This window comes from Pedobacter sp. Leaf170, from assembly GCF_920984665.1.
Taxonomy (GTDB): Bacteria; Bacteroidota; Bacteroidia; order Sphingobacteriales; family Sphingobacteriaceae; genus Pedobacter.
On the sequence record NZ_CAKLBP010000002.1, the window covers coordinates 494769 to 518910 of the forward strand.

19 protein-coding genes and 2 tRNA genes are annotated in these 24142 nt (G+C 36.7%); 5 read left to right on the plus strand and 16 right to left on the minus strand.

Going from position 1 to position 24142, the window contains the following annotated elements; translation table 11 throughout:
* The first annotated feature begins 10 nt into the window (after window positions 1-10).
* Entirely contained in the window at window positions 11-2119 is a 2109-nt protein-coding gene (gene feoB / locus LUA90_RS07145) for a ferrous iron transport protein B (protein ID WP_231458896.1), read from the plus strand.
* A 447-nt stretch (window positions 2120-2566) separates the two neighbouring features.
* On the opposite strand, the gene LUA90_RS07150 is transcribed toward feoB, so the two are convergent.
* Window positions 2567-3043, minus strand: coding sequence for an Lrp/AsnC ligand binding domain-containing protein (locus LUA90_RS07150; RefSeq protein WP_025145395.1), 477 nt, complete (start codon window positions 3041-3043; stop codon window positions 2567-2569).
* Between the two features lie 156 nt (window positions 3044-3199).
* On the opposite strand from LUA90_RS07150, the gene LUA90_RS07155 reads away from it, so the two are divergent.
* Window positions 3200-3309, plus strand: a tRNA-Asp gene (locus LUA90_RS07155).
* A gap of 90 nt (window positions 3310-3399) precedes the next feature.
* Window positions 3400-3543: transfer RNA gene (locus LUA90_RS07160), tRNA-Asp, on the plus strand.
* A 145-nt stretch (window positions 3544-3688) separates the two neighbouring features.
* On the opposite strand, the gene frr is transcribed toward LUA90_RS07160, so the two are convergent.
* The 8 genes from frr to LUA90_RS07200 all read right to left on the minus strand — a co-directional run bounded on the left by frr (window position 3689) and on the right by LUA90_RS07200 (window position 10033).
* Window positions 3689-4252 carry a ribosome recycling factor gene (frr, locus tag LUA90_RS07165; protein WP_231458897.1) on the minus strand — a complete coding sequence of 188 codons (564 nt, stop codon included), beginning with the start codon at window positions 4250-4252 and terminating at the stop codon, window positions 3689-3691.
* A gap of 40 nt (window positions 4253-4292) precedes the next feature.
* On the minus strand, window positions 4293-4997 hold the full coding sequence (gene pyrH / locus LUA90_RS07170) for a UMP kinase (RefSeq protein ID WP_231458898.1): 705 nt from the start codon (window positions 4995-4997) through the stop codon (window positions 4293-4295).
* A 58-nt stretch (window positions 4998-5055) separates the two neighbouring features.
* Window positions 5056-6141, minus strand: a complete 1086-nt coding sequence (nagA, locus tag LUA90_RS07175) for an N-acetylglucosamine-6-phosphate deacetylase (RefSeq protein WP_231490669.1) — start codon at window positions 6139-6141, stop codon at window positions 5056-5058.
* Between the two features lie 307 nt (window positions 6142-6448).
* Window positions 6449-7294: a translation elongation factor Ts gene (tsf, locus tag LUA90_RS07180; protein ID WP_231458900.1), complete on the minus strand. Its 846-nt coding sequence runs from the start codon at window positions 7292-7294 to the stop codon at window positions 6449-6451.
* Between the two features lie 110 nt (window positions 7295-7404).
* Window positions 7405-8241, minus strand: a complete 837-nt coding sequence (rpsB, locus tag LUA90_RS07185; protein WP_231458901.1) for a 30S ribosomal protein S2 — start codon at window positions 8239-8241, stop codon at window positions 7405-7407.
* 18 nt (window positions 8242-8259) lie between these two features.
* On the minus strand, window positions 8260-8646 hold the full coding sequence (gene rpsI / locus LUA90_RS07190; RefSeq protein WP_055913282.1) for a 30S ribosomal protein S9: 387 nt from the start codon (window positions 8644-8646) through the stop codon (window positions 8260-8262).
* 3 nt (window positions 8647-8649) lie between these two features.
* Window positions 8650-9093, minus strand: a complete 444-nt coding sequence (rplM, locus tag LUA90_RS07195) for a 50S ribosomal protein L13 (protein ID WP_231458902.1) — start codon at window positions 9091-9093, stop codon at window positions 8650-8652.
* A 400-nt stretch (window positions 9094-9493) separates the two neighbouring features.
* A complete protein-coding gene (locus LUA90_RS07200; RefSeq protein WP_255713356.1) occupies window positions 9494-10033 on the minus strand; it encodes an ORF6N domain-containing protein in 540 nt (179 codons plus the stop codon).
* Window positions 10034-10154: 121 nt separating this feature from the next.
* On the opposite strand from LUA90_RS07200, the gene LUA90_RS07205 reads away from it, so the two are divergent.
* Window positions 10155-11234 carry a mechanosensitive ion channel family protein gene (locus LUA90_RS07205; protein WP_231490670.1) on the plus strand — a complete coding sequence of 360 codons (1080 nt, stop codon included), beginning with the start codon at window positions 10155-10157 and terminating at the stop codon, window positions 11232-11234.
* 130 nt (window positions 11235-11364) lie between these two features.
* On the opposite strand, the gene LUA90_RS07210 is transcribed toward LUA90_RS07205, so the two are convergent.
* Entirely contained in the window at window positions 11365-12564 is a 1200-nt protein-coding gene (locus LUA90_RS07210) for a DUF1501 domain-containing protein (RefSeq protein ID WP_231458904.1), read from the minus strand.
* Window positions 12565-12574: 10 nt separating this feature from the next.
* Window positions 12575-14017 (minus strand): DUF1800 family protein, encoded by a 1443-nt coding sequence (locus LUA90_RS07215; protein ID WP_231458905.1) that lies wholly within the window; start codon window positions 14015-14017, stop codon window positions 12575-12577.
* Window positions 14018-14090: 73 nt separating this feature from the next.
* Here LUA90_RS07215 and aat point away from each other — a divergent pair, with 73 nt between their 5' ends.
* Window positions 14091-14723, plus strand: a complete 633-nt coding sequence (aat, locus tag LUA90_RS07220) for a leucyl/phenylalanyl-tRNA--protein transferase (RefSeq protein WP_231458906.1) — start codon at window positions 14091-14093, stop codon at window positions 14721-14723.
* 50 nt (window positions 14724-14773) lie between these two features.
* Here aat and LUA90_RS07225 read toward each other — a convergent pair whose 3' ends face one another.
* The 5 genes from LUA90_RS07225 to LUA90_RS07245 form a co-directional block, all read right to left on the minus strand.
* The gene (locus tag LUA90_RS07225; RefSeq protein ID WP_231458907.1) at window positions 14774-15556 is read right to left on the minus strand and encodes a DUF1080 domain-containing protein; all 783 of its coding nucleotides are present in this window, start codon (window positions 15554-15556) and stop codon (window positions 14774-14776) included.
* A gap of 64 nt (window positions 15557-15620) precedes the next feature.
* Window positions 15621-15938, minus strand: a complete 318-nt coding sequence (locus LUA90_RS07230; RefSeq protein ID WP_231458908.1) for a DUF2892 domain-containing protein — start codon at window positions 15936-15938, stop codon at window positions 15621-15623.
* A gap of 367 nt (window positions 15939-16305) precedes the next feature.
* A complete protein-coding gene (locus tag LUA90_RS07235) occupies window positions 16306-19197 on the minus strand; it encodes a DEAD/DEAH box helicase (RefSeq protein WP_231458909.1) in 2892 nt (963 codons plus the stop codon).
* A gap of 337 nt (window positions 19198-19534) precedes the next feature.
* Window positions 19535-20935, minus strand: coding sequence for an efflux transporter outer membrane subunit (locus LUA90_RS07240; RefSeq protein ID WP_231458910.1), 1401 nt, complete (start codon window positions 20933-20935; stop codon window positions 19535-19537).
* 12 nt (window positions 20936-20947) lie between these two features.
* Window positions 20948-24127: an efflux RND transporter permease subunit gene (locus LUA90_RS07245; protein WP_231458911.1), complete on the minus strand. Its 3180-nt coding sequence runs from the start codon at window positions 24125-24127 to the stop codon at window positions 20948-20950.
* Window positions 24128-24142 lie beyond the last annotated feature (15 nt).

The window sequence follows — 24142 nt, forward strand, 5'->3', positions numbered from 1 at the left end:
CTTACATAGTTTGGATATTAAAGTTGCATTAGTTGGTAATCCCAATACAGGTAAATCTACCTTGTTTAACCGCCTAACAGGTTTAAATCAAAAAATTGGCAATTTTCCGGGCATTACTGTTGATAAGAAAACAGGTTACACTAAACTCATTGATGGCAAAGATGCCGAAGTGATTGACTTGCCGGGTACATATAGTTTGTATCCAAAAAGTAACGATGAAAGTATTGTTTTTCAGGTTTTAGCAGATAAGGCAAACAGCAGCCATCCAGATGTTATTGTTTTAATTGTTGATGCATCCAATCTGAAACGAAACATGCTGCTTTTTTCTCAAGTGGCAGACCTCGGCATTCCAATGGTCTTGGCTTTGAATATGACAGATTTATCTGATAAGCAAGGTATTTACATCCATATTGATAAACTTGCGCTAAAATTAGGCGTACAGGTTATACCAATATCTGCTCGTAATAATACAGGACTAGATAAATTAAAGGCTGCAATTACCTATACCAATAAAATTGCTACACAAATTAATGCTGTAGATATTAATTATTTAGCGCCTGAAGCCATAAATGCTGTGAAGCGTAAAATAAATACTGAAAACGATTATTATGCGCTTCAAATTCTTCACCAGCATGAGCATTTAACTTTCTTTACAGATAAAGATCAAACTGAAATTGAAGAGATTGAAAAGGCACATAATTTTCAATCATCCAAAATACAAGCGGCAGAAACCATTGCCAGATATAAAAGGTTAAGTTCCATATTGGCAGATGTAGTAATTGATAAAGGAACGGCAGAAAAATTTTCTTTTAGTGATAAGCTAGATTCTGTATTAACCCATAAAGTTTGGGGCTTTGCCATTTTTTTACTCATTCTATTTGTAATTTTTAACGCAATTTTTGCCTGGTCATCCTATCCAATGGATTTGATTGAAGTGGCATTCGGTTTTATTACAGAAATTGGGCACAAGTATCTTCCTGCCGGTATGCTCACCAATTTGGTTTTAGATGGTGTAATTGCAGGTTTGGGTGGTATTTTCGTTTTTATTCCTCAAATCGCCATATTATTTGCTTTTATCTCCATTTTAGAAGATACGGGTTACATGGCTCGTGTTACCTTTATGATGGATAAAATCATGAGTAAGGTTGGCTTGAATGGTAAATCGGTTGTGCCAATGATTGGTGGTTTGGCATGTGCCGTTCCTTCAATTATGGCCGCAAGAAACATCGAAAATTGGAAAGATAGAATGATTACCATCATGGTGACGCCTTTAATTAGTTGCTCGGCTAGATTACCGGTTTACATTTTAATCATATCGCTAATCATTCCTGAAAAAAGCGTTTTCGGTATTTTCAGTTTGCAAGGTTTAGCCTTAATGGCAATGTATTTGGTTGGCTTAATCGCGGCAGTTTTAGTGGCCTGGGTTTTTAAATTCATTATAAAAACCAAAGAGAGAGCTTATTTTATTATGGAATTGCCTATTTACCGCATGCCCAGGTGGAAAAATGTAATCTTCACGATGTACGAAAAATCAAAAACTTTTGTTTTTGAGGCTGGTAAAGTTATCATTGCAATTTCTATAATTTTATGGGTGCTGGCATCCTTCGGGCCGGGGAATCGCTTCGAAAATATTGACAAGAAATACGAAACAGCTTTAAACGATAGCAGTAAAAATACATCTCATATCGAAACCCTGGTTGCTACAGAAAAGCTAGAAAATTCTTATGTGGGTATTTTAGGTCATTGGATTGAGCCAGCCATTCGTCCGCTTGGTTACGATTGGAAAATCGGCATTGGTTTAATTACTTCTTTTGCTGCTCGAGAGGCTTTTGTAGGTACAATGGCAACCATTTATAGTGTAGATGGCGGCGATGAAGATACATCAACCATTAGAGAACGTATGTCGGCTTCGGTTAATAATCGGACTGGTTTGCCGGTTTACACATTCGCAACTGGCATATCATTAATGCTCTTCTACGCCTTTGCCATGCAATGCATGAGCACTGTGGCAATTGTTTACCGCGAAACCAAAGGTTGGAAATGGCCGGTTATACAATTGGTATATATGACGGCTTTAGCTTATTTCGCAGCGCTGATTGCTTATCAATTGCTTAAATAAAAACGTATAGGTTCGAAATATATTTAGAAGAGCAAATTTTTGCTTCTATTAAAGGTTTCTTCCCGCTTTCCGTTTTACGCTACCGATGGAAATCGGGATTCGTGTTCAATCAATCGGGTCTAAATGGCTCAATATGTAATCCTATTTTTGGCTAGGCGCTTAACATACACAATTGTAAATATGCAATTTGCTATTTAATGCACGTACCATTTTTTTAAACCCGATAGGAGCGACGGCTTCCGATTAAAAATCGGAACCACAGCGTATAGCGGGACTACAGAATCAGAATAACTTCAAACTTTCTTTTCCAAATAAGAAAGATTAAATCTCTTTGGCCTTTCAAAATACACCATAGGTTATCATATACGCTTACACGCTTAACTCTACACTTTCAACTTTTCACTCTCAACTTTACACTTAAAACGTACAACCTATAACTTAAAACCCTTACCCTAGCTCAATCTGTCTTTTAATACTTTCTTCTAATGATATTAGAGTTTCTGTACGCTGGATGCCATTTACTGCTTGTATTTCTTCGTTTAAAACGTGGCGTAAATGGTTGGTATCTCTGCAAATTATTTTCGCAAACATACTGTAAGCGCCGGTTGTGTAATGAAGCTCTACAACCTCCTTAATTTTGCTTAATTGGGCAACTGCATCTTTATATTGAATACCTTTTTCAAGGTAAATACCAAGAAAGGCACAAATATCGTAGCCGGCCTTTTGTGGGTCGATGATTAAGTGAGAGCCTTTAATGATGCCCATTTCCTGCAATTTCTTCATCCTAACGTGGATTGTACCGCCGGAAACGATTAAATCTTTTGCTATTTCTGTGTATGGTTTGGTGGCATCTTGCATTAATTGTTTTAAAATGTCGATGTCGAGGTTGTCAATTTCTAAATTGGAATTGTCTTTTTTGAGCATATTTTCTGATTTTGATAAGCAAATTTAAATAAAATTATCAATATTATAAAAATAAAATTAAATGATTAAAATATTTGCAAGGTATTAGATGTTCCTTTACATTTGTATTAAGCAAATAACAAAAAGGAACGTTCTTTAACAATTTGTTTAACATACTGTAGGGTGGTGAAACAGGCAGACACACCTCCTTGTCTCGGTGGCGGAGAATAATGGGAAAACCAGCAATGGCTAACCACTCCTTGAAGGTTCGATTCCTTCCCCTACAGCACTGAAGTTGTAAGTGATAAGTTTTTAGGTTATAAGTTTCTATACTAAACTTATTGCTTAAAACGTAAAACTTATAACTTAAGTAATAATGTTGGGTGGTGAAATTGGCAGACACGCCTCCTTGTCTCGGTGGTGGGGAATAATGGGACAAACGCAGTTTATTGGGTTGACCACAATTAATTTTTTGAACTGTAGCTAACTACCCCTTGAAGGTTCGACTCCTTCCCCAACAGCATTTTTTATGAATAATAAGTTAGTTAATCGAGCAATCCCGGATGGGTTGCTCTTTTTCTTTTTAGAGAGAATTTTTTATAAATTAAGCCAAACAAAAAAAGGAATAGATTGCTCCATTCCTTTTTAAATAATTTATCTTAACTATTAAACGGTCATTACATCTTTTTCTTTAGCCTCGGCATGCTTATCAACCTTGATAATATACGCATCGGTTAATTTTTGCACTTCGCCTTCGCCTGTTTTTATTTCATCATCAGAAACGCCTTCGCCTTTTAATTTCTGAATTTTAGTGTTCGCATCTTTACGAATATTACGTACCGTAATTCTTCCACGTTCGGCTTCTTCTTTAACTTTTCTAACTAAATCTTTTCTACGTTCTTCGGTTAATGGTGGTACAACTAAACGGATAACAATACCATCATTTTGTGGATTAATACCAATATTTGCAACCTGAATTGCTTTCTCAATTGGTACTAATAATGTTTTTTCCCAAGGTTGAATAACGATTGTTCTGGCATCGGGTGTATTGATACTCGCTACTTGAGATAATGCTGTTGCCGCACCATAATAATCAACAAAAATACCATCAAGCATTCCCGCAGAAGCTTTACCAGCTCTAATTTTAGTCAATTCAGATTCACAATGATCGATAGCTTTATCCATCGAAGATTGGGCATCCATTAATTGTAATTGTATGAGTTCGTTCATAATGTGTGTATTTCTACAAAAATAATAAAATTTTTAATGGTTATTTTACCAGTGTACCGATTGCTTCACCATTAGCAATTTTCATAAAATTGCCGTGTTTATTCATATCAAACACAATAATTGGAACTTGGTTTTCTTCACATAAAGTAAAGGCGGTCATATCCATTACGTTTAATCCTTTTGCATAAACTTCTTTGAAAGAAATTTCGTCATATTTAGTAGCAAGCGGATCTTTCTCAGGGTCTGCAGTGTAAATGCCATCAACACGGGTTCCCTTTAATACCGCATCTGCTTTAATTTCGATTGCCCTTAACGCTGCTGCAGAATCTGTTGTGAAGTATGGATTTCCTGTTCCTGCTCCAAAAATTACCACACGCCCTTTTTCTAAGTGACGAACAGCACGCCTGCGGATAAAAGGTTCGCAAATTTGTTCCATTTTAATTGCAGTTAGTAAACGGGTTTTTAAACCCACTTTTTCTAATGCATCTTGCAAGGCCATTGAGTTGATAACAGTGGCTAACATACCCATATAATCGGCCTGCGCTCTGTCCATGCCGCTTTTTTCGGCGCTCAAACCTCTAAAAATATTTCCGCCACCTATTACGATTGCTATTTCTAATCCTTTATCGTGTACTGCTTTAATGTCTTCAGCGTATTGTTTAACACGCTCATTATCAATACCGTATTGTTTATCGCCCATTAGCGATTCGCCGCTAAGCTTTAGTAGGATGCGTTTGTATTTCATGACCTCAAAAATAGGATAATTGTTTTAATGTTGGAAAGTTTTAATGCTAAAGGTTTAATTAAAATAATTCGCCCTTAAACACAACTTGTTTTAGGTTTAATTCATTGTCAAGAATCAATAAATCTGCAGATTTATTAACTTCTATTTCGCCAATAAAATTATCAAGGCCAATTAGCTTGGCAGGATATTTTGTAGCCATATTTAAAGCTTCAGGCAAAGAAATATTACAATGCTCTACACAATTTTTAACCGCTTGTAACATGGTTAATGATGAGCCCGATAAGGTTCCATCTGGCATAACAAATTTATTTCCGCTTTTTACATGCTGATATGGCCCATTTGCACATTCTGTAACGGCATCGGTAATTAAAAATAATCGTTCCTTTAAAAGCTTTTTTGCAAATTTCACCACCTCAAAATCTACGTGTTGTCCATCTACAATAATACTAGCCACTGCTTTATCGTGATTAAATACCGCAGTTGGTATTCCAGGTTCGCGGTGGTGAATAGGGCTCATTGCATTAAAAAGATGCGTTGTGGTTTGGATACCTTTATTGTATGCCTTTGTAGCTTCATCAAAAGTAGCGTTGCTATGGCCAAGTGAAACCACAACACCGTTATCTAATAAATATTGTATAACCTCTTCATCCTGGCACTCGGGTGCAATGGTCATCATTTTGATTACGCCATCGCCAAAATCAAGTAATTCTTTAATTTCATCAAGCGTAGCCTTTCTAACAAACTCCGGAACGTGTGCACCTAAGCGCTTAGGATTTAAAAAGGGTCCTTCTAAATGCAAGCCTAAACAGTTTTTAGCTGTAGAACGATGTTCTTTAGCAACTTTAATGCATTCGTTAAAAACTTCTTTGGTGTTTGTTGCCATGCAAGCTAAAAAACCTGTTGTGCCGTTTTTTAACAATTCATTTTCCATAATGCTTAACGACTCTACATTGGGCGAAGCTGAGAATAATCTGCCCCCTGCACCATAAATCTGTAAATCGATAAAGCCTGGTACAACTAATGATTCGATTGAATTAGATGCTGATTTTTTTATTGACACGATTTTACCATCCTGAATATTTATACTTTTCCCTTCTTGTAAAGTATTGTTCTGGTAAAATTTTGTATTGGATAGGTTTAGCATATCTGCTAAGGTACAAAGTTGAGGGGGGATTTTTGGTGTTTAAGCAGAAACTGTAATTTTAAACCCGATAGCGTGGAAATACTTTTTGTTGATTTTTCATTGGAGATTGCTTCGTCGTTCTTCCTCGCCTGCCTGCGGTAGGCAGGCAATGACGGGATTTAAAGGCAGTAGCATTTTTCAAAAAGATTGGAACAATAGCGGGGCTGAATTTCCCTAAACGTTAAATACCGTTCATTTTCTAAAAGAAAAAAGCATAAAAAAACCGCCCGGATTTGCATCGGGCGGTTTCCTATAATTTTATAAATGCTTATGCACCTAATTGAACACGTTTGAAAGCTGTTACCGTTAATCCTTTAGCAGTATTGTCTAAGAATTTACGAACGTCCATAGAACCATCTTTAACAAACTCTTGGTTTAATAAAGTACTGTCTTTGTAGAATTTGTTTAATTTACCAGCAGCAATTTTTTCAACCATTTCTTCTGGTTTACCTTCCTGACGGATAACATCCTTAGCAATTTCAATTTCACGCTCGATAGTAGCCGGGTCAACACCGTCTTTATCAACAGCAACCGGATTCATTGCAGCAATTTGCATTGCAACATCTTTACCAGCATCAGTAATATCAGCACCGTTGGCACCTTCAAATACTACCAAAACGCCCATTTTACCGTTAGAGTGAACATAAGAAACAACTTGCTCGCCTGTTACGTTTGCATACTCCTGGATAACGATTTTCTCACCAATTTTACCGGTTAATTCAGTAATTGTTTCAGCAACTGTACGTCCATCTTCTAAAGCAATAGCCGATAATTCTTCAGCGTTAGCAGGGTTATTTGCAACTGCAGCAGCTAAAACAGCCTGAGCTAAATTACGGAAATCTTCAACTTTAGAAACTGGTTCAGTTTCGCAAGCTAAAGCAACTAATTTACCATTAGTACCATCAGCAGAAACTTGGATTGATACCAAACCCTCGGATGTAGCATTACCTGAACGAGCGGCAGATACTTTCTGACCTTTTTTGCGCAATAAATCAACAGCTGCTTCGAAATCGCCATTAGCTTCTACTAAAGCTTTTTTGCAATCCATCATACCAGCACCAGTTTGTTGGCGTAGTTTATTTACATCAGCGGCAGTAATTTGTACTGTAGACATTTTATTATAATTAGCCCCCCTCTTTCCCCCCTAATGGGGGGAGGAGCGAGAAGTTTATCATTATGAATTATTTGAGAGTCCTCCCTTCTGGGGAGGGTAAAGAGGGGCTATTATTCCCCTTCTGTTTTAGTTTCTTCTGATGAAGATGCTTCAACTTCTGCTTCAGCTGTTTTTTTGCGTCTTGGTTCTTTAACCTCTGGCGCATCAGCTGCAGCTTTAGCCGCTACTGCTTCTTTTTCAGCCTCATCATCTTTTTCGCGTTTACGTTCATCTAAACCTTCTTCAATCGCTTTGATAATTACATCTGTAATTAAAGAGATAGATTTTGTAGCATCATCATTCGCCGGAATTGGGAAATCAATGTTAGAAGGGTCAGAGTTTGTATCAACCATCGCAAAAGTTGGGATGTTTAATTTTAACGCTTCAGTTACAGCAATGTGTTCTTTCTTAACATCAATTAAGAATAAAGCTGCAGGTAAACGGTTTAAATCAGCAATACCACCTAAAAGTGATTCTAATTTAATACGCTCACGCTGAATCATTAAACGCTCTTTTTTAGATAAGATAGCATAAGTACCGTCTTTAGTCATTTTATCGATGTTAGACATCTTTTTGATTGACTTACGAACTGTAGCAAAGTTAGTTAACATACCACCTAACCAACGTTCGGTTACGAAAGGCATATTTACTTTTTTAGCTTGCTCAGCTACGATTCCTTTTGCTTGTTTTTTTGTTGAAACAAATAATACTTTACGTCCTGATTTAACGATTTGCTTAATCGCAGCCGCAGCTTCTTCAGTTTTAGTTAAAGTTTTATTTAAATCTATAATGTGAATTCCATTACGCTCCATGAAAATGTAAGGAGCCATTTTTGGATTCCATTTACGGGTAAGGTGACCAAAGTGTACACCTGCATCCAATAAGTCTTGATAAGTTGTTCTTGCCATTGTCTTTGCCTCCTGTGATTAACGTTTACTGAATTGGAATTTCTTACGAGCTTTAGCACGTCCTGGTTTCTTACGCTCAACCATACGCATATCACGCGTCATTAGGCCTTTAGCACGTAATGCAGGTTTTTTCTCCGCATCTAGTTCAACAATCGCTTTAGCAATAGCTAAACGAACAGCTTCTGCTTGTCCTTTTACTCCACCACCTTGAACGTTTACAGTAATATCATAACGACCAGTAAGCTCAGAAACTTCTAAACTTTGGTTTACGATATATTGCAAAGGTAAAGTTGGGAAATAAACTTTGTGATCTTTACCGTTAACGGTAATTGCACCAGCACCATCTTTTAAATAGATACGTGCTACTGCTGTTTTTCTTCTACCTGAAGTGTTAGTAACTGACATTTCTTAAAGTTTAATGGTTTTTGGAGATTGAGCTGCATGAGGGTGAGATTCACCAGCATACACAAAAAGATTGGTGTAAAGTTTTTTACCCAATTTAGTTTTCGGTAACATACCACGTACCGCTTTCTCGATTACACGTTGAGGGTGTTTCGCCATTAACTCTTTTGGAGAGATAAAACGTTGACCACCTGGATAACCAGTATAAGAAACATATTGCTTTTCGCTGAATTTGTTTCCTGTCAATTTAACCTTGTCTGCATTGATAACAATAACGTTATCTCCGCAATCTACGTGTGGGGTGTATTCTGGCTTGTTTTTACCACGGATGATCATTGCGATCTTCGATGACAAGCGCCCCAAAATCTCGCCTTGTGCATCAACAACAATCCACTGTTTGTTAACAGTTTTCGCATTGGCAGAGACAGTTTTGTAACTTAACGTATTCACTTGCTTGTATTTAATTTATTAAACAATTATTTATTCCCATTAAAATTGGGACTGCAAAGATAGGTAGAAAACTTTTATTATCAAATAGTTGATTAGAAAAAAGTTAAAGGTTTTAAGTAATAAGTTTTAAGTTTTAGTGCGGTGGGCGTGAAGGATATGTTATTCTTCGAGCCGAAGTTATTTAAACATCATATTTCGAGAATTTTTTGTAAAGCAATTACAGTAATTCTTTGGTTGGTTCCGGCCGGGCTTTACGCTAAATCTTTTAAATCACTTATGTCATGCTGAGGCACGAAGCATGACAATGTAAATGAAGTTGGTGCAAATTTAAAAGGATATCGCTGCAATCCCGTTTATATGGCTTGGGTTGTTATGCTATTGATGGCGTCAAACAGAATGGCTACAAATCATCGGGTTTAAAACCAATCCGTTTTCTTGGCTGGTTTTCTTTATCAATCAGCTTATCTAAATAACTAAAAACCAATTCTATATTTTTATCATGATTTTGGAGTTGCGTTTTAATGTCCGCAATTTCAAGTTTTAATTCTGTATGCTCACTCAGTAAATTTCTCAATCTTGTAAAAATTCTTACAATTTGAATGTTTACCTGAATAGCCTGTTGGCTATTTAAAACACTGGAAAGCATCAAAACTCCATGTTCTGTGAAAACATTGGGTAAATATGTTCTACCACCTCTTCCAATCTTTGAGGTCGCAATTTGCGACCTCAAAAACTCCCACTCACTATCATTCAGTTGAAACATAAAGTCTTCGGGGAATCTATCGGTATTTCTGCGGATTTGTTCATTTAGTCTTTTCGTTTCAACACCATAAAGTTCTGCTAAATCGCTATCAAGCATCACCTTGTGCCGGCGAATCTCATAAATCTTATTAAGTAAAATATTTTCAGGGATGATAGAAAGCGTTTGTTTAGCCATCATATCATTATTGGATTTAAATTGGATACAAAAACAGAAGTGATTTTTGAGGTCACAAATTGCAACTTCAAACAATAAACTTTGCTTGTTGTTAAACAAGTGTTCTCTTAACCAACAGATTTTTATGCATTACTTTGATGATATTTTCGGATATCCAATTCCCTTATTTTTTAAAAATTTAATAATTGCTATCATAGCCATTCTTCTTGGCATTTTTGTTAGGTTCATCATTCATAAAATCTTTCTGTTATTATCTCGTTGGTGGGATTTCATCGTCATAAAATCTACCATTAAGCATTTGCATAGGCCAATAGCCATATTTATACCCCTGTTATTTCTAAATTTCTCTTTAGATGTAATGGTAATGCCAGCAGCAATTCGAATACCTTTAGATAAATCTTTAGAAATTGCATTAACTGCAACATTTGCATTAATCTTAGTAAGAATAATTAACGTACTAGAAGATTTTTTTTACCTCAAATACGACCTCAACAAAGAAAATAATTTAAAGGAGCGTAAAATCAGAACGCAACTTCAATTTGTAAGAAAGTTCATAGTATCCTTAATCATCTTAATCACAGCTGCAATTATACTGCTGAGTTTTGAAAGCATGCGTAAAATAGGCGCCGGCTTACTTACCGGTGTTGGTATTGGTGGGATTATTATTGGTTTTGCGGCGCAGAAATCGCTCGGTAATTTATTGGCTGGTTTTCAAATTGCTTTTACACAACCAATACGGATTGATGATGTACTAATTGTTGAAGGCGAATGGGGGAAGGTGGAAGAAATTACTTTAACCTATGTTGTTGTAAATATTTGGGACCAGAGGCGTTTGATTTTACCGATTACTTATTTTATCGAAAAGCCATTTCAAAACTGGACACGGGTTTCGGCTGATTTATTAGGAACGGTTTTTTTATACCTTGATTACACGATTCCGATTGAACCTTTAAGGCAAGAGATGACGAGGCTTTTAAGCGCAAATCCCCTTTGGGATAAACGCGTAAATGTTGTGCAGGTTACAGATAGTACAAAAGATGGTTCGATAGAGGTTCGTTTTTTAATGAGTGCTTCAAACTCATCTCGTGCTTTCGATTTGCGCTGTAACATCCGCGAAGCGATGATTGCATTTATTCAAACCAATTACCCTGAAAGTTTACCGAAAAGAAGGCTGGAGTTTAAGGATAAATTTGAAGGGATTTAATGCTAAAAGTCGTTATTGGGAGGCACGAAGCAATCTCACTTACAAGAGATTGCTTCGTGCCTCGCAATGACGATAGCCTTATTAAGTAGCTTAAAGATCAATTTCATTATGTATTTTTCTATCCCAAAACTTATATAAAATCCAGCGTATTAAACTTTTTATTCAATATATCGCCGTTGTTTACATCAAGCCATTTGTCTAGAATTGTTCCATAAACCTGACGGAAATCTAACTGATATTTTAAATCGCCCGTATCTAAATCACTCAAATTTGGTGGGCTGTTAAAAATTCCCTGTTTCTTTAAACGTCCTCCGAAGATGAACATGTTATTTGCAGTTCCATGGTCTGTTCCGTTACTTGCATTTTGCTCAACTCTACGTCCAAACTCCGAAAAAGTTACCACCAAAGTATCTTCTAACTTATTATTGCTTTTTAAATCTTTTAAAAATGCAGCCATACCTTCGCTGTACTGCTTCAGTAAATTACCTTGTTGGTTAATTTGATTTACATGTGTATCAAATCCACTTAAAGAAACATAATACACACGGGTTTTTAAGCCCGATGAAATAAATTTAGAAACCGTTTTTAACTGATTTGCGAAACCAGATTGAGGATAAGTTGCTTTGCTTTGATAAACTTTTGAGGTATTTTGAATGTAACTGGCCGATGAAGAAGTCTCAATCATGGTTTTATACAGATAGCCTAAATTATCTTCATCCAAATGCTCTTTATCGCCATTAATGATATTTTTAAAAAACGGATTGTTTGTATTGCGGAATAATGCCGCCGGGTCTTTTAGTGCGATACCTTTTTTAGTTTCGCCTTTTAAGGCCAGTGATAAGGAATCATCTACCTCAATGGCAGTGTAAGGAAATTTGCAAGTTTGGCAATTACTGTCTAAATATCTTCCAATCCACCCGGTTGATAGAAACTGATTACTATCGCTCCCGGTTTGCCAAATATCCATAGATCTAAAATGAGAACGATCTGGATTTGGATAGCCAACATCATTAATAATCGTCATCCAACCCTGGTCGTGAATTTCCTGTAAAGCAGCCATATTAGGATTTAAGCCTTGCATGTCGTTCAGTTTAATAACATCTTGGGGCTTAATGGCGATACTTTTTCGCTTTTGGTAATAAATATCATTTCCAAATGGAACTACAGTATTCAATCCATCATTTCCGCCAGAAAGCTGCACCACAACAAGGTTTTTGTACAAACTTAATTCATCCAGCGCCATCGCCTCAAGCGGTTTCATAAAGGCCGGTACAAATAGCGAACCCGCCGCTACAAAACCAGAACTCCTTAAAAAATTTCTTCTGTTCATAACCTTAAATTTAACAAAGTTGATATTCTGGCATGCTTGTTAATTCTACCGAAGTACTGCGCAAACCTTTATTATCACTTATCATTGTGGTAATTTTATTATTTAGCTTTGGCTGAAGTAAAAATTCTGCCAGTTCTATTGGTGTAATTCCTTTCGGAAGCGTATCTAAAAATTTTGGCCAATCTGCTTTTGAATCTACATAAGATTTAGGCTTAACATTTGCATTTACAGCTGCAGTTGCCGCTTTGCTTTGTGCAATTATGGCCTCATCTTCGGGGTCGGCTTTGCCGCTGAAATCAATTTCTCCATCATTCAAAACTAAAGATGGTATTCTCATCCTCAGCATTAATGAAGAACTATCAATCCAGCTTTGTCCGCCAGGCCAGCCTGCAACATTTGGTGGGTTAAATAAGTACTGACCTAAACTACTTTGAAGCTGAATTAAAACCTGCGGTTTATTATAGGTAACGTAAAACTCGCGACTCAAGCCAACCAAAAACTCTGCAGGTGATTTTATTTTGGTGCCAACATTTTCAGGACTGTAAAACCAATCGGCCATAAACATCTTTTTCATCATTGCCGAAATATCATATCCGGATTTGAAAAACGTATCCGCTAAATCTTTAACGTGTGCTTCATTGGGTGTATCATTTACAAAAAACTTATAAATTTTCTGAGCAATAAACTGAGCCGTTTGTGGCTTTTCGAGAATGATATCTATAATATTTTCACCATCAAAGTTTCCGGTTTTACCAAAGAATGTTTTAGGTTGTTCATCATGTAAATTAGGTCTGAAAACGAACGAACCATCTTTATCATACATCCAGCCGGTAAAAGAACGGGCAGATTCTTTAATGTCTTGCTCCGTATAATTGCCTCTGCCTAAAGTAAAAAGCTCCATCAACTCACGGGCAAAATTTTCGTTTGGTTTGCCTTTTCTATTTTGCTGGTTGTTTAAGTATTGCAACATAGCCGGCGATTTTGAAACCTCAACCAAAAGCGTTTTAAAACTACCTAAACCATTTTCTCTCTGAATGTTGTTAAGCTGTTGGGCAAACATGGGGTTATTACTTCTGCAGGCAAAATGCCCATGCCAAAAAAGCGTCATTTTCTCTCGCAAAGGTGTAGCCGTATTTATCATTTTCTCTACCCATGCAATGTTTAAATCACGGCTTCGCTCATTTTGCATTTTCACAATTTCCTGTCGCTGCTTTTTCTCTTCGTCTGTTAAATCTTTTTTAGAGTATAATCCGGCCTGCATCAGCATCTGTTGTTTAGATAATGCTGAATCAATCAGTAGAATATTATCTTGCGCTTTGGGCGGTTTTATCAGATTATTAACTACTTTTTCGTAATTTTTTTTGCTGAGTTTTTGCAAATCATTATAAGAAATACCAAAGCCAGCTCGGCTGTAAAGATGCTTTACTCTGTAAAAATTATCTTTCGGGCTCATGATTATATTTTAGTTATATGACTAATTTTAAACGCAGTGGTTTAATCATTGTTTTGTTTGTTACTTTAGCGCTATGTTTTTTCAATTGCTTGAAGATGATTGCAATTTCCCTAATCCGGCGCTTGCAGAAGAAGATGGATTGCTTGCAATTGGGGGCGATTTAAGTTTAGAGAGATTACTTATTGCCTACTCAAATGGAATATTTCCCTGGTTTAGCGAAGGCGATCCAATTCTTTGGTATTCGCCGCACCAACGGTGCGTAATATTTCCCGAAAGGATTAAAGTGAGCAAAAGTATGCGCAAAGTTATATCCGCCAATAGCTTTAACATCACCATCGATAAAGCATTTGAAAAAGTGGTGAAAAATTGTGCATCAACGCCTAGAATTGGGCAGGACGGAACCTGGATTACCGACGAAATGCAACAAGCTTACCTAAATTTACACCATAAAGGATTTGCGCATAGCATAGAAGTTTGGCAAAATAACAATCTTGTTGGCGGTTTATATGGTGTTAAAATTAACCGGGTTTTTTGTGGCGAAAGTATGTTCAGCCATGTGAGCAATGCATCAAAAGCGGCCTTAATTTTTTTGGCTAAAACTGATATAGATTTAATAGATTGCCAAATGCCAACTGACCATTTATTAAGTCTGGGTGCAGAAATGATTGAAAGAGATTTGTATATGAACATCCTTCACAAAGCATAAAAAAACCTGCAATTTTAAAATTGCAGGTTCTGTATTTTTGGTTTAAAATGTTATAATTCTCTAACCCAAATATTTCTAAAGCTTATCGCCGGACTAGGGTCTCCGTGGTCTTGTAGTTTAATAGAAGACGGCCCATGTTTTTTGTATTGTGGTGCGCCAATGTATCTGGTTTCACCTTTTAAAACGAAGCCATTTTGTAATAAAACACCATTTAAAAATAAGGTAACACTTGCAGGTTTTAGTAAACTGCCATCCTCATTAAAACGCGGTGCATTCCAGATAATATCGTAATACTGCCATTCGCCTGGTTTTTTATTGGCATTTGCCAATGGAACACCTTGCTTATAAACACTTCCGGTTTGGCCGTTTACGTAGGTTTTGTTGTTGTATGCATCCATAATCTGAATTTCATAACCATCATCGCCACCGCCGGTTGAAGCTAAGAATACGCCGCTATTTCCTCTTGCCTGTCCTTCACCAGAAATATTTGCCGGAATTTTCCATTCCATGTGTAATTGGTAATCAGTAAATTTTTTATTGGTTTCTATATTTCCGGTACCTTTTTTTACCGTAAAAAAGCCATCGTCAATTGTCCAGGCTGCAGGTTTAGATGGGTCTTTAACCGAATGCCAGGCATCTAAATTCCTTCCATTAAATAGAACAAGTGCATCACTTGGCGCATCTTGTGGTAATTTACCTGGAACAACCATTTTTGGAACCGGCTCCCAAACTTCAGTGGTTTTTGGATCTTTCGCTGGATCAATTTTTTTATCCTGAGCCATAGCATTAACTGCAACAAATGCAGGAATAAATAACAGTGCGTACTTTTTCATATATGTGGTTTAACTCTTAAAGTTAACCAGTTTATTAAGAAATAGAAATTTAGTATTCAATTTATTACTTCAAATCGTCAGTAATAAATGTTTCGGTTACAATTACTTCGTCTGGTATTAGTTGTTCTTCCTTTTGTTGAGCTAAGTCTCGCATTGGGCAATAACCCGTTACACCTCTGTAAAGCAATGATGCGCCAATTGCAACACCTGTTAAGCCAATAATTGGGTGAGAAAATAATCCACTTAGGCCTTTGTATAGAAAATAAGTTCCGGCGGCGCCAGATAACCAACGTTCAGATTTTGAAACGTTTTCATAAAGCTCAGGATATTTCCAGGCTTCGGTTATATTGTTTAAGGTTTTGTTTAAATCGTCGTTTGTCATAGCTGTATATTTTATGCTATGTAATAACAAGTTAAAAGCCTTTGGGTTTTAAATGAAATAATTTAATCGCTATTTGTTTAATTTGAAAGTGAAAGTTATTGCCAATAGCATCTTTCGCCCTGCTTTCCGTTACAATCTTTTGGCTATTCTTAACCAAGTTTCTGCCTAATGTACTGCAGAAACTGCAATTTTGGTAGCCAAAAGGATTTTCACTACAATCAGGCTTATAAACTAGGGCTTGAAGCTTTTAGCCACGGAAACACATAGAACACAGAATGTAATTAAAATTACCTAGTACATTAAAGCTGATGAGATTTATTAATTCAATAAATACTTTTCCGTGCCTTCTGTGTTTCCGTGGCAAATACTATTTTAAAATATCCCTGATGTCTTCTTTGCTTAAAGATTTAAAGAAACTTTCTTCAGTAGTAATTAAAGAATTGGCAAGCGATTTCTTACGGTTTTGCAAGGCTAAAATCTTCTCTTCAACAGTATCTTTTGCAATAAATTTATAGATGAAAACCTTTTTGTCTTGCCCAATTCGATGGGTACGGTCAATTGCCTGCTGCTCTACTGCCGGGTTCCACCATGGGTCGAGGATAAATACATAATCGGCCTGCGTAAGGTTTAAACCAACACCACCGGCTTTTATCGAAATTAAAAATACCTTTAAATCGGTATTTTGCTGAAATTCGGCAACAATTTCTCCACGGTTTCTTGTTGCGCCATCCAGGTAGGCGAAAGGAATATTTTCAGCTTCGAAATGTTTCTTGAAAATATCGAGGTGTTTAACAAATTGCGAAAACACTAAAACCTTATGGCCGCCTTTTAAAACATTATCAAGCGTGTGAATTACGTTTTTAAATTTGCCCGAATCTGATGCATATTCGTTATCAATCATTACCGGATGATTCGCCAATTGACGCAAAGCGGTTAAACCTTGCAAAAGCTGAACTTGTTTCTGAGCAAATGTACCATCATCCATGCTTTGCAACAAATCGTTACGGTAAGCAGATTTTGTTTTTTCATAATAAGCGGCCTGGTCTTCGCTCATATCACAATAAATAATCTGCTCCGTTTTAGGCGGCAATTCTGCTGCTACCTGTTCTTTTGTTCTACGCAGTACAAATGGTTTTATAATAGATTGCAGCTTTCTGGCTTTTTCTTCGTCTTTTCGCTTCTCTATAGCCAGAACATATTCTTCGTAGAAAAATGCTTGTGTGCCCAATAAACCGGGGTTTAAAAAGGTCAATTGCGACCATAAATCGCCAACAGAATTTTCTACCGGCGTACCACTCAATATTAGTTTATGCCTCGATTTTAAACTTCTAACCGCTTTAAAAGATTTTGAAGATGGGTTTTTTATGTTCTGACTTTCATCCAGAATAATGTAGTTGAAATAAAAGTTTTTCAAATCATCTACATCAACCCGGGTTATGCCATAGGTTGTAATAATGATATCGTAATTGGCAAAATTGGCAACATCTTTATTCCTGTTTGTACCTGTATGCGCCAGAATTTTCAATTTTGGTGTAAACTTCTTAGCCTCTGTTAACCAGTTATAAATTAAAGAAGTAGGCATAATAATTAAGGAAGTGGTTTGTGTTAATGCTAAAGCATCATCTTCTTTAACTTTTTGCAACATCGCCAGGGTTTGGATGGTTTTACCTAAACCCATATCATCGGCAAGGCAGCCACCAAAATTATATTCGCGAAGAAAACTAAACCAATTGTAGCCTGCTTTTTGGTAATCGCGTAAGCTGCCTTTAAAGTTTACCGGCATTTGCGTATCGGCAATATCTTCAAAATCAGATAGTCGTTGTAATTTGCGCTCCAAAGTTACATTGGCCAAGCTATCTTCTGCCAAATCGTTAATTAAGCCGATGTGGTGTTTCTTTAATTTTAAATTTTTTCCGGCTTCGGCCAAACTAAATAAACTACCGTATTGCGTAAACCACTTATCAGGAATAATGGCTACTTCGCCATCAGGCAAAATAAATTCTCGGCGCTTATGTAGAATATGTTGTTTTAAAGAAAGAAATGGAATTTGATATTTCCCAAACCAAACCACAGCGTTAATGTCGAACCAGTCATTACCTTCTTTAATTTCTAAGTCTATTTTACTGGCTCCAATAACAAAACGTTTTTGTCCGGTGGCCTGCTCAATCTCAAAACCTGCATCGCTTAGCATTTCTATATGCTCATTTACCCAATTTATGGCTGCGTAGCTCGGGTTATCAATTTCGGCGGCAACTTCTAAATTGCTAAATAAAGCACTGGTTTTTTTTAAACCAAGAGATAGCAATAAATTAAGCTGTTTTTTCTCCCATTCGGCAGAGCGTTTAATGCGGTGAAAAATGTAGTTATCGTCTATTTTTTCTAACCTTACCGTAACCTTGTGTGCGTTTTCTAAAGGAAAAATATATTCGCCATACTTAAAATAAAGCTGAATTTGAGAAATTCCACCATCAACATATAAAACTTTAATAACTGGGATAGCCTCAAATTGTTCAGTTCTGATTTCAAAACCTTCGGCATAAACATGGTGCTTTTCAATTAGCGGTGCAACAAATTTTTCAAAGTAAGTGGCTTCAGTCGCTTTGGGTATCGCAATGAAACGCTTATTTAAAAAAGGTTGAAGTTTTTTGCCTTCTATATCCTGGTCAAAAAAGTATAAAACATCATTTAACAATAGCCATGCTGGTTTATTGCTGATGATTTGCGCTTCTTTGAACATAAATTCTATACGCAAATTTTGATATTTTATCGTTGGAAAATATCGTGTTTCAGTTTCATTTCTACGGAAGTGAAATAGGATGGAAGCAGGTTCTGTAGCAAGTTCGATTTTACGCTCAACCGGCCAACCATCTTTATCCATAATATAAAGAGCATCTTTAACCTTTAGCAGCTCTAAAGCCTCAGCAAGTTTTTTCTCAATTTTTGGGCGAACACTTTCGTAAAATTTGCTGTCGAAAATTTTTGTAAAAAACTCTGTAGGCCTTATTAATTTTTTGTAGTGCTTTTTGATGAGGGAATCCTGCTCAATATCATCCAAAATTTTGATGAGTTTGTAGTCGATTTCGCTTAAGCAAGCCTTAAATTCATCAGCCGTATGCGTAAAAATTCTTTGATAAGTAAAAGAGAAATCGCCTTGTGGATTAAGCTGAACAACATGAGGTTCAATTAAAAAGCCCAAATACTCATGTTTGCACAAGGAGTACACAATTTTGCAGGATTTTGAGCTATCTACGCGTAACATTGATGGATGTGAAAATTTTTTAAAGTTATCCCCTTTAAAAAACTTTAAACTTACACTATTTTGAGTTTACATCAAAAGAAGCGAACATTTTTACAAAAAATATATTTTGTTAGATTTTGGACTATTTTGAAAAGAAGGAAGGATAGATTGAAATTCAGTTTATTTTTCAATCTGAGAGCGATTACAAGTTACCTTTTAGGATAACTGTTATTTAAGAATAGGCGTCATTGCGAAGCGAGACTTGGTGAGCTGAAGCAATCTATCAATCCAAATTAGTTGCTTCCCCGATTTGTCGGGGAAGGCTTTGCCTCGCAATGACGTACAAATTGTTAATTTACTATTTCCAGCCACCGCCCAAAGCACGGTATAAATTTACTACAGATTGTAGTTTCTGTAATTTATCGTTAATGCCGTTAAGCTGGGCAGTTAATAGACTTTGCTCTGACGTTAAAACATCGGTGTAGTTAGTTGCAGAACTATAGCGTAATAATTCTTTGGTAAAATCTACAGCCTTAGTTAATGATGCAATTTGCTTTGCCCTGGTTTCTTCTTTTTCTGCAGCCGTTTGATAAGCATATAATGCATTCGAAACTTCTTGTCCGCCGGTTAAAAGTGTTTGCTGAAAAGTATAAAAAGCCTGTTGTTGAGTGGCTTGTGCTGTTCTTAAACGTGCTTTGTTTTGTCCGCGGGCAAAAATTGGTTGCGTTAAACCACCAACAATATTGTAGAATATCGAATTATCGAAGAAATTCTTTAATTGTAAAGTAGATAAACCGCCCGAAGCGGTTAGTGTTAATGATGGGTAAAAGTAAGTTTTAGCCAGGTTTGTGTTTTCAAATGCGGCTCTAAAACCAAATTCTGCCGCAATTACATCCGGACGGTTTTTTAAAAGCTGTGCTGATACACCGGTTTGTAAATTTGCGTAAGGAACTTGTTGCTCCAGAGTAGTACGGCCGATTGTTGCCGGCGCCTGTGCAATTAAAACACTCAGCGCATTTTCAGCTTCTTTTATGCTTCTTTTTAAATCTGGTAAGGTAACCTGTGCGGCATACAAATTAGCTTCACTTTGAACTACTGCGGCACCATTTACTATTGCACCTTCTTTAAGGCTTTTCATGGTTTCAACATCTTTCATTCTGATGTCGATGGTTTGCTGTGTGATTTGCAGTTGCTTATCTAAAGCCAACAAAGTGTAATAATTATTGGCGATGGTTGCAATTAACTGCGTTTGTACCGCTCTTTTTGCGGCATCACTCTGCAAAAGTGTTGCATAGGCAGAACGTTTTGCACTGCTCAATTTCCCCCAAATATCAGCTTCCCAGGCGGTGCTTAACTGTGCACGATAGGTTTGGGTTTCCAGGTTAATGTTTATCCCGGGAGGAAAGTTTAAAGATGATAACGATTGCTTTGCATCGGTTACAGATGCATCTGCCTGTAAGCTTGGCAAAAATGCCGCTCTGCTTTGCTGCAAAGTTGCTTCCGAAATTTTTATACGCTCTATAGCTTGCTTTAAATCCAGGTTTTCGTTTATACCTCTTTGAATTAAGGATTGTAAGGTTGTATCTGAGAATAAGCTTTTCCATGGCAAATCGGCCATAGTTGTACTATCCGTCGTATTATTGTCGCGGTATAATCCTTCTTTCTTAACCAGGGGTGTTTCGTATTTTTTAGTTACGCAGGCACCCAGTGTAAGTATTACAAAACCGATTAAAACCGAATATTTATATTTTGAATTCATTATTTTTCTAAATTAATGTTTGCTGTTGCTGGTAGCTAACTCGTATTCTTCTTTAGTTTGCTCATGGTCAATGCCTTCATTAAAAGGCGATTTATTGCTTATTCTTTCTTGCAAACTTTGGAAAATAATAAACAAGGCCGGAATAACAAATACACCGAAAAGTGTACCGATTAACATACCACCAACTGCTCCTGTACCAATAGAAGTATTACCCGAAGCACCAACTCCAGATGAAAGCATTAGTGGCAATAAACCTAAAATAAATGCGAATGATGTCATCAAAATTGGACGTAAACGTGCTGTTGCACCATCAATTGCCGAGTTAACAATGCTCATGCCTTTTCGTCGTCTATCTACAGCGTACTCTACAATTAAAATCGCATTTTTTGCCAATAAACCAACGAGCATAATTAATGTAATTTGGGTGTAGATGTTATTATCAACTCCAAATATCTTATCAAAAACAAATACACCTGCCAAACCAATTGGTAATGAAATTAACACGGCCAACGGTAAAATATAACTTTCGTATTGTGCGGCCAACAAGAAATAAACGAAGATTACGCACAGTAAAAAGATAAAGATGGTTTGGCTACCGCTGTTCATTTCCTCACGGGATAATCCGGAGAATTCGTAACCGTAACCTGCAGGTAATTGCTCTGCAGCAACTTCTTGTACCGCTTTAAGGGCATCACCCGAACTGAAACCTGCATTTGGATTACCAGTAACAGATATTGAGGTAAATAAGTTAAAACGAGAAATGGCTTGCGGACCGTAAACTTTCTCTAAAGTTATAAATTCTGATATTGGCGCCATTGTACCTGCAGAATTTCGAACGTAAATGCTTGTTAAACTCTCCTGATTTGCTCTATATTTTGCATCAGCCTGAAACATTACCCTAAACTGCTTACCAAATTTATTAAAGTTTGATGCATAAACACCACCATAATAACCTTGCATTACGCCTAAAACATCACTAACCGTTAAGCCGGCTTGTTTTACTTTGGCTACATTTACCGAAATTTGATATTGAGGGAAATTTGGGTTAAATGAAGTTGATGCATACTGAATTTCTGGGCGTTTAGCTAATGCTGCTAAAAATGAATTTCCAATTTCATTAAATTTTTTGATGTCGCCACCGGTTTTATCCTGTAACTGAAACTCGAAACCACCACTTGTACCAAAACCCTGAATGGTTGGTGGCGCAAAGAAGATAATTTTAGCACCTTTAATTGATGCGGTTTTGGCAAAAAGGTCTCCTATAATTGCTTTAACGTCTCTTTTTCTTTCATCCCAAGGTGTTAATCTCGAAATAACCATACCATATGAACTACCAGAACCACTAATCATACTTCTACCAACAACTCTTAAGGAGCTTTTTACCTCTGGAATTTTATGTACAATACTATCAATTTGAGAAATGATAACATTTGTTTCTTCCTGAGATGTTCCGGCAGGTAATGAAATATCAGACATGATAGTACCTAAATCTTCATTTGGAACGAAACCTTTAGGTGTGGTGTTCATAGTCCAAACCAATACAATGGTAAAGAATGCAATACCAACACCAACTATCCACTTTTTCTTTGATAAGAAACTAACCGATTTTTTATATTTTCCGGTTACGGCATCGAAAGATGTATTGAAAGCTGCATAGAAACGTTTTAAAAAGTTCTTAGGCTTATCGTGGTCATCTTTATGTGGTTTTAGTAAAATAGCACACAAAGCCGGACTCAATGTTAAGGCGTTAATAGCCGATAATATAATTGAAATTGCTAAGGTTAAACCAAATTGTTTGTAAAATACACCCGATGAACCCTGAATAAAACTTACCGGGATAAACACGGCTGCCATTACCAATGTGATGGAGATAATCGCACCGCTGATTTCATCCATTGCATCAACTGTGGCTTTTTTCGCATCGGTATAACCTTCATCCAGTTTGGCGTGTACGGCCTCAACTACTACGATGGCATCATCCACCACAATACCAATTGCGAGAACCAGGGCAAATAAGGTTAATAAGTTAATGGTAAAACCGAACAAACTTAAAAAGAAGAATGTACCAATAATAGCCACTGGAACACTAATGGCAGGAATTAAGGTCGAACGGAAATCCTGAAGGAAGATAAACACGACCAAGAAAACCAGAATAAATGCTTCAATTAAAGTGTGGATTACTTTCTCAATCGATGCATCTAAGAAATCGTTAACGTTTACTAAAGTTGTATAATGAATGCCTTTTGGAAAAGATTTTTGAGCTTCGTTTAATGTATTAATTGAGTTTTCGATAACTTCTTTCGCATTTGAACCAGCAGTTTGGTTAATTGCAATACCTAAAGCAGGTTTACCATTAAACCTTACCGAACTTGCATAACTTAATGCACCAAGTTCAATACGTGCAACATCTTTTAAGCGAAGGATTTGTCCGTTTGGATTGCTTCTAATTATGATGTTGCTAAATTCAGCTTCATCTTTTAAACGGCCGGTATATTTTAAGGTATATTGAAAAGCCTGGTCGCCTTGTTCTCCAAATTGTCCGGGAGCGGCTTCAATGTTTTGTTCTGCTAAAGCAACGTTTACATCATTCGGAACCAAGCCGTATGTTGCCATTACATCGGGCTTAAGCCATATACGCATGGTATAATCCAATGTACCGAATGCACTTGCATCACCCACACCATTAATACGCTTAATTTGTGGAATAATGTTAATGTTGGCGTAATTCTGTAAAAACTTCTGATCGTAAGAATCACTTTCGCTGTAAACCGCGAAGATTAATACATTACTTGCTTGCCTTTTTGCGGTAATTACACCGGCACGTGTAACCTCTGCCGGCAATAAACTTGATGCTCTGGCAACCCTGTTTTGTACGTTTACGGCTGCTAAATCTGGGTTTGTACCCAATTTAAAGTTAATGGTAATGCTTGCAGTTCCATCATTACTAGCTGTAGATGTCATGTAGGTCATGTCTTCTACACCATTAATTTGTTCTTCCAGCGGAACAACTACACTATTCATTACCACATCGGCATTTGCACCTTGGTACGAGGTAGAAACCTGTACGGTAGGCGGGGCAATTTCGGGATATTGAGATACCGGAAGCGTTACCAAACCTAATATTCCCAAAATTACAATGATGATGGATATTACCGTTGATAAAACAGGTCTTTCTATAAATTTCTTAAACATAATTTTTTCTTAACG

Bases quoted from the DNA above. Each gene is read 5' to 3' on its own strand.
- LUA90_RS07150 (WP_025145395.1), bottom strand. From the start codon at position 3,043: ATGCTCAAAAAAGACAATTCCAATTTAGAAATTGACAACCTCGACATC.
- frr (WP_231458897.1), bottom strand. From the start codon at position 4,252: ATGAACGAACTCATACAATTACAATTAATGGATGCCCAATCTTCGATG.
- pyrH (WP_231458898.1), bottom strand. From the start codon at position 4,997: ATGAAATACAAACGCATCCTACTAAAGCTTAGCGGCGAATCGCTAATG.
- nagA (WP_231490669.1), bottom strand. From the start codon at position 6,141: ATGCTAAACCTATCCAATACAAAATTTTACCAGAACAATACTTTACAA.
- tsf (WP_231458900.1), bottom strand. From the start codon at position 7,294: ATGTCTACAGTACAAATTACTGCCGCTGATGTAAATAAACTACGCCAA.
- rpsB (WP_231458901.1), bottom strand. From the start codon at position 8,241: ATGGCAAGAACAACTTATCAAGACTTATTGGATGCAGGTGTACACTTT.
- rpsI (WP_055913282.1), bottom strand. From the start codon at position 8,646: ATGTCAGTTACTAACACTTCAGGTAGAAGAAAAACAGCAGTAGCACGT.
- LUA90_RS07200 (WP_255713356.1), bottom strand. From the start codon at position 10,033: ATGATGGCTAAACAAACGCTTTCTATCATCCCTGAAAATATTTTACTT.
- LUA90_RS07205 (WP_231490670.1), top strand. From the start codon at position 10,155: ATGCATTACTTTGATGATATTTTCGGATATCCAATTCCCTTATTTTTT.
- LUA90_RS07210 (WP_231458904.1), bottom strand. From the start codon at position 12,564: ATGAACAGAAGAAATTTTTTAAGGAGTTCTGGTTTTGTAGCGGCGGGT.
- LUA90_RS07215 (WP_231458905.1), bottom strand. From the start codon at position 14,017: ATGAGCCCGAAAGATAATTTTTACAGAGTAAAGCATCTTTACAGCCGA.
- aat (WP_231458906.1), top strand. From the start codon at position 14,091: ATGTTTTTTCAATTGCTTGAAGATGATTGCAATTTCCCTAATCCGGCG.
- LUA90_RS07225 (WP_231458907.1), bottom strand. From the start codon at position 15,556: ATGAAAAAGTACGCACTGTTATTTATTCCTGCATTTGTTGCAGTTAAT.
- LUA90_RS07230 (WP_231458908.1), bottom strand. From the start codon at position 15,938: ATGACAAACGACGATTTAAACAAAACCTTAAACAATATAACCGAAGCC.
- LUA90_RS07235 (WP_231458909.1), bottom strand. From the start codon at position 19,197: ATGTTACGCGTAGATAGCTCAAAATCCTGCAAAATTGTGTACTCCTTG.
- LUA90_RS07240 (WP_231458910.1), bottom strand. From the start codon at position 20,935: ATGAATTCAAAATATAAATATTCGGTTTTAATCGGTTTTGTAATACTT.
- LUA90_RS07245 (WP_231458911.1), bottom strand. From the start codon at position 24,127: ATGTTTAAGAAATTTATAGAAAGACCTGTTTTATCAACGGTAATATCC.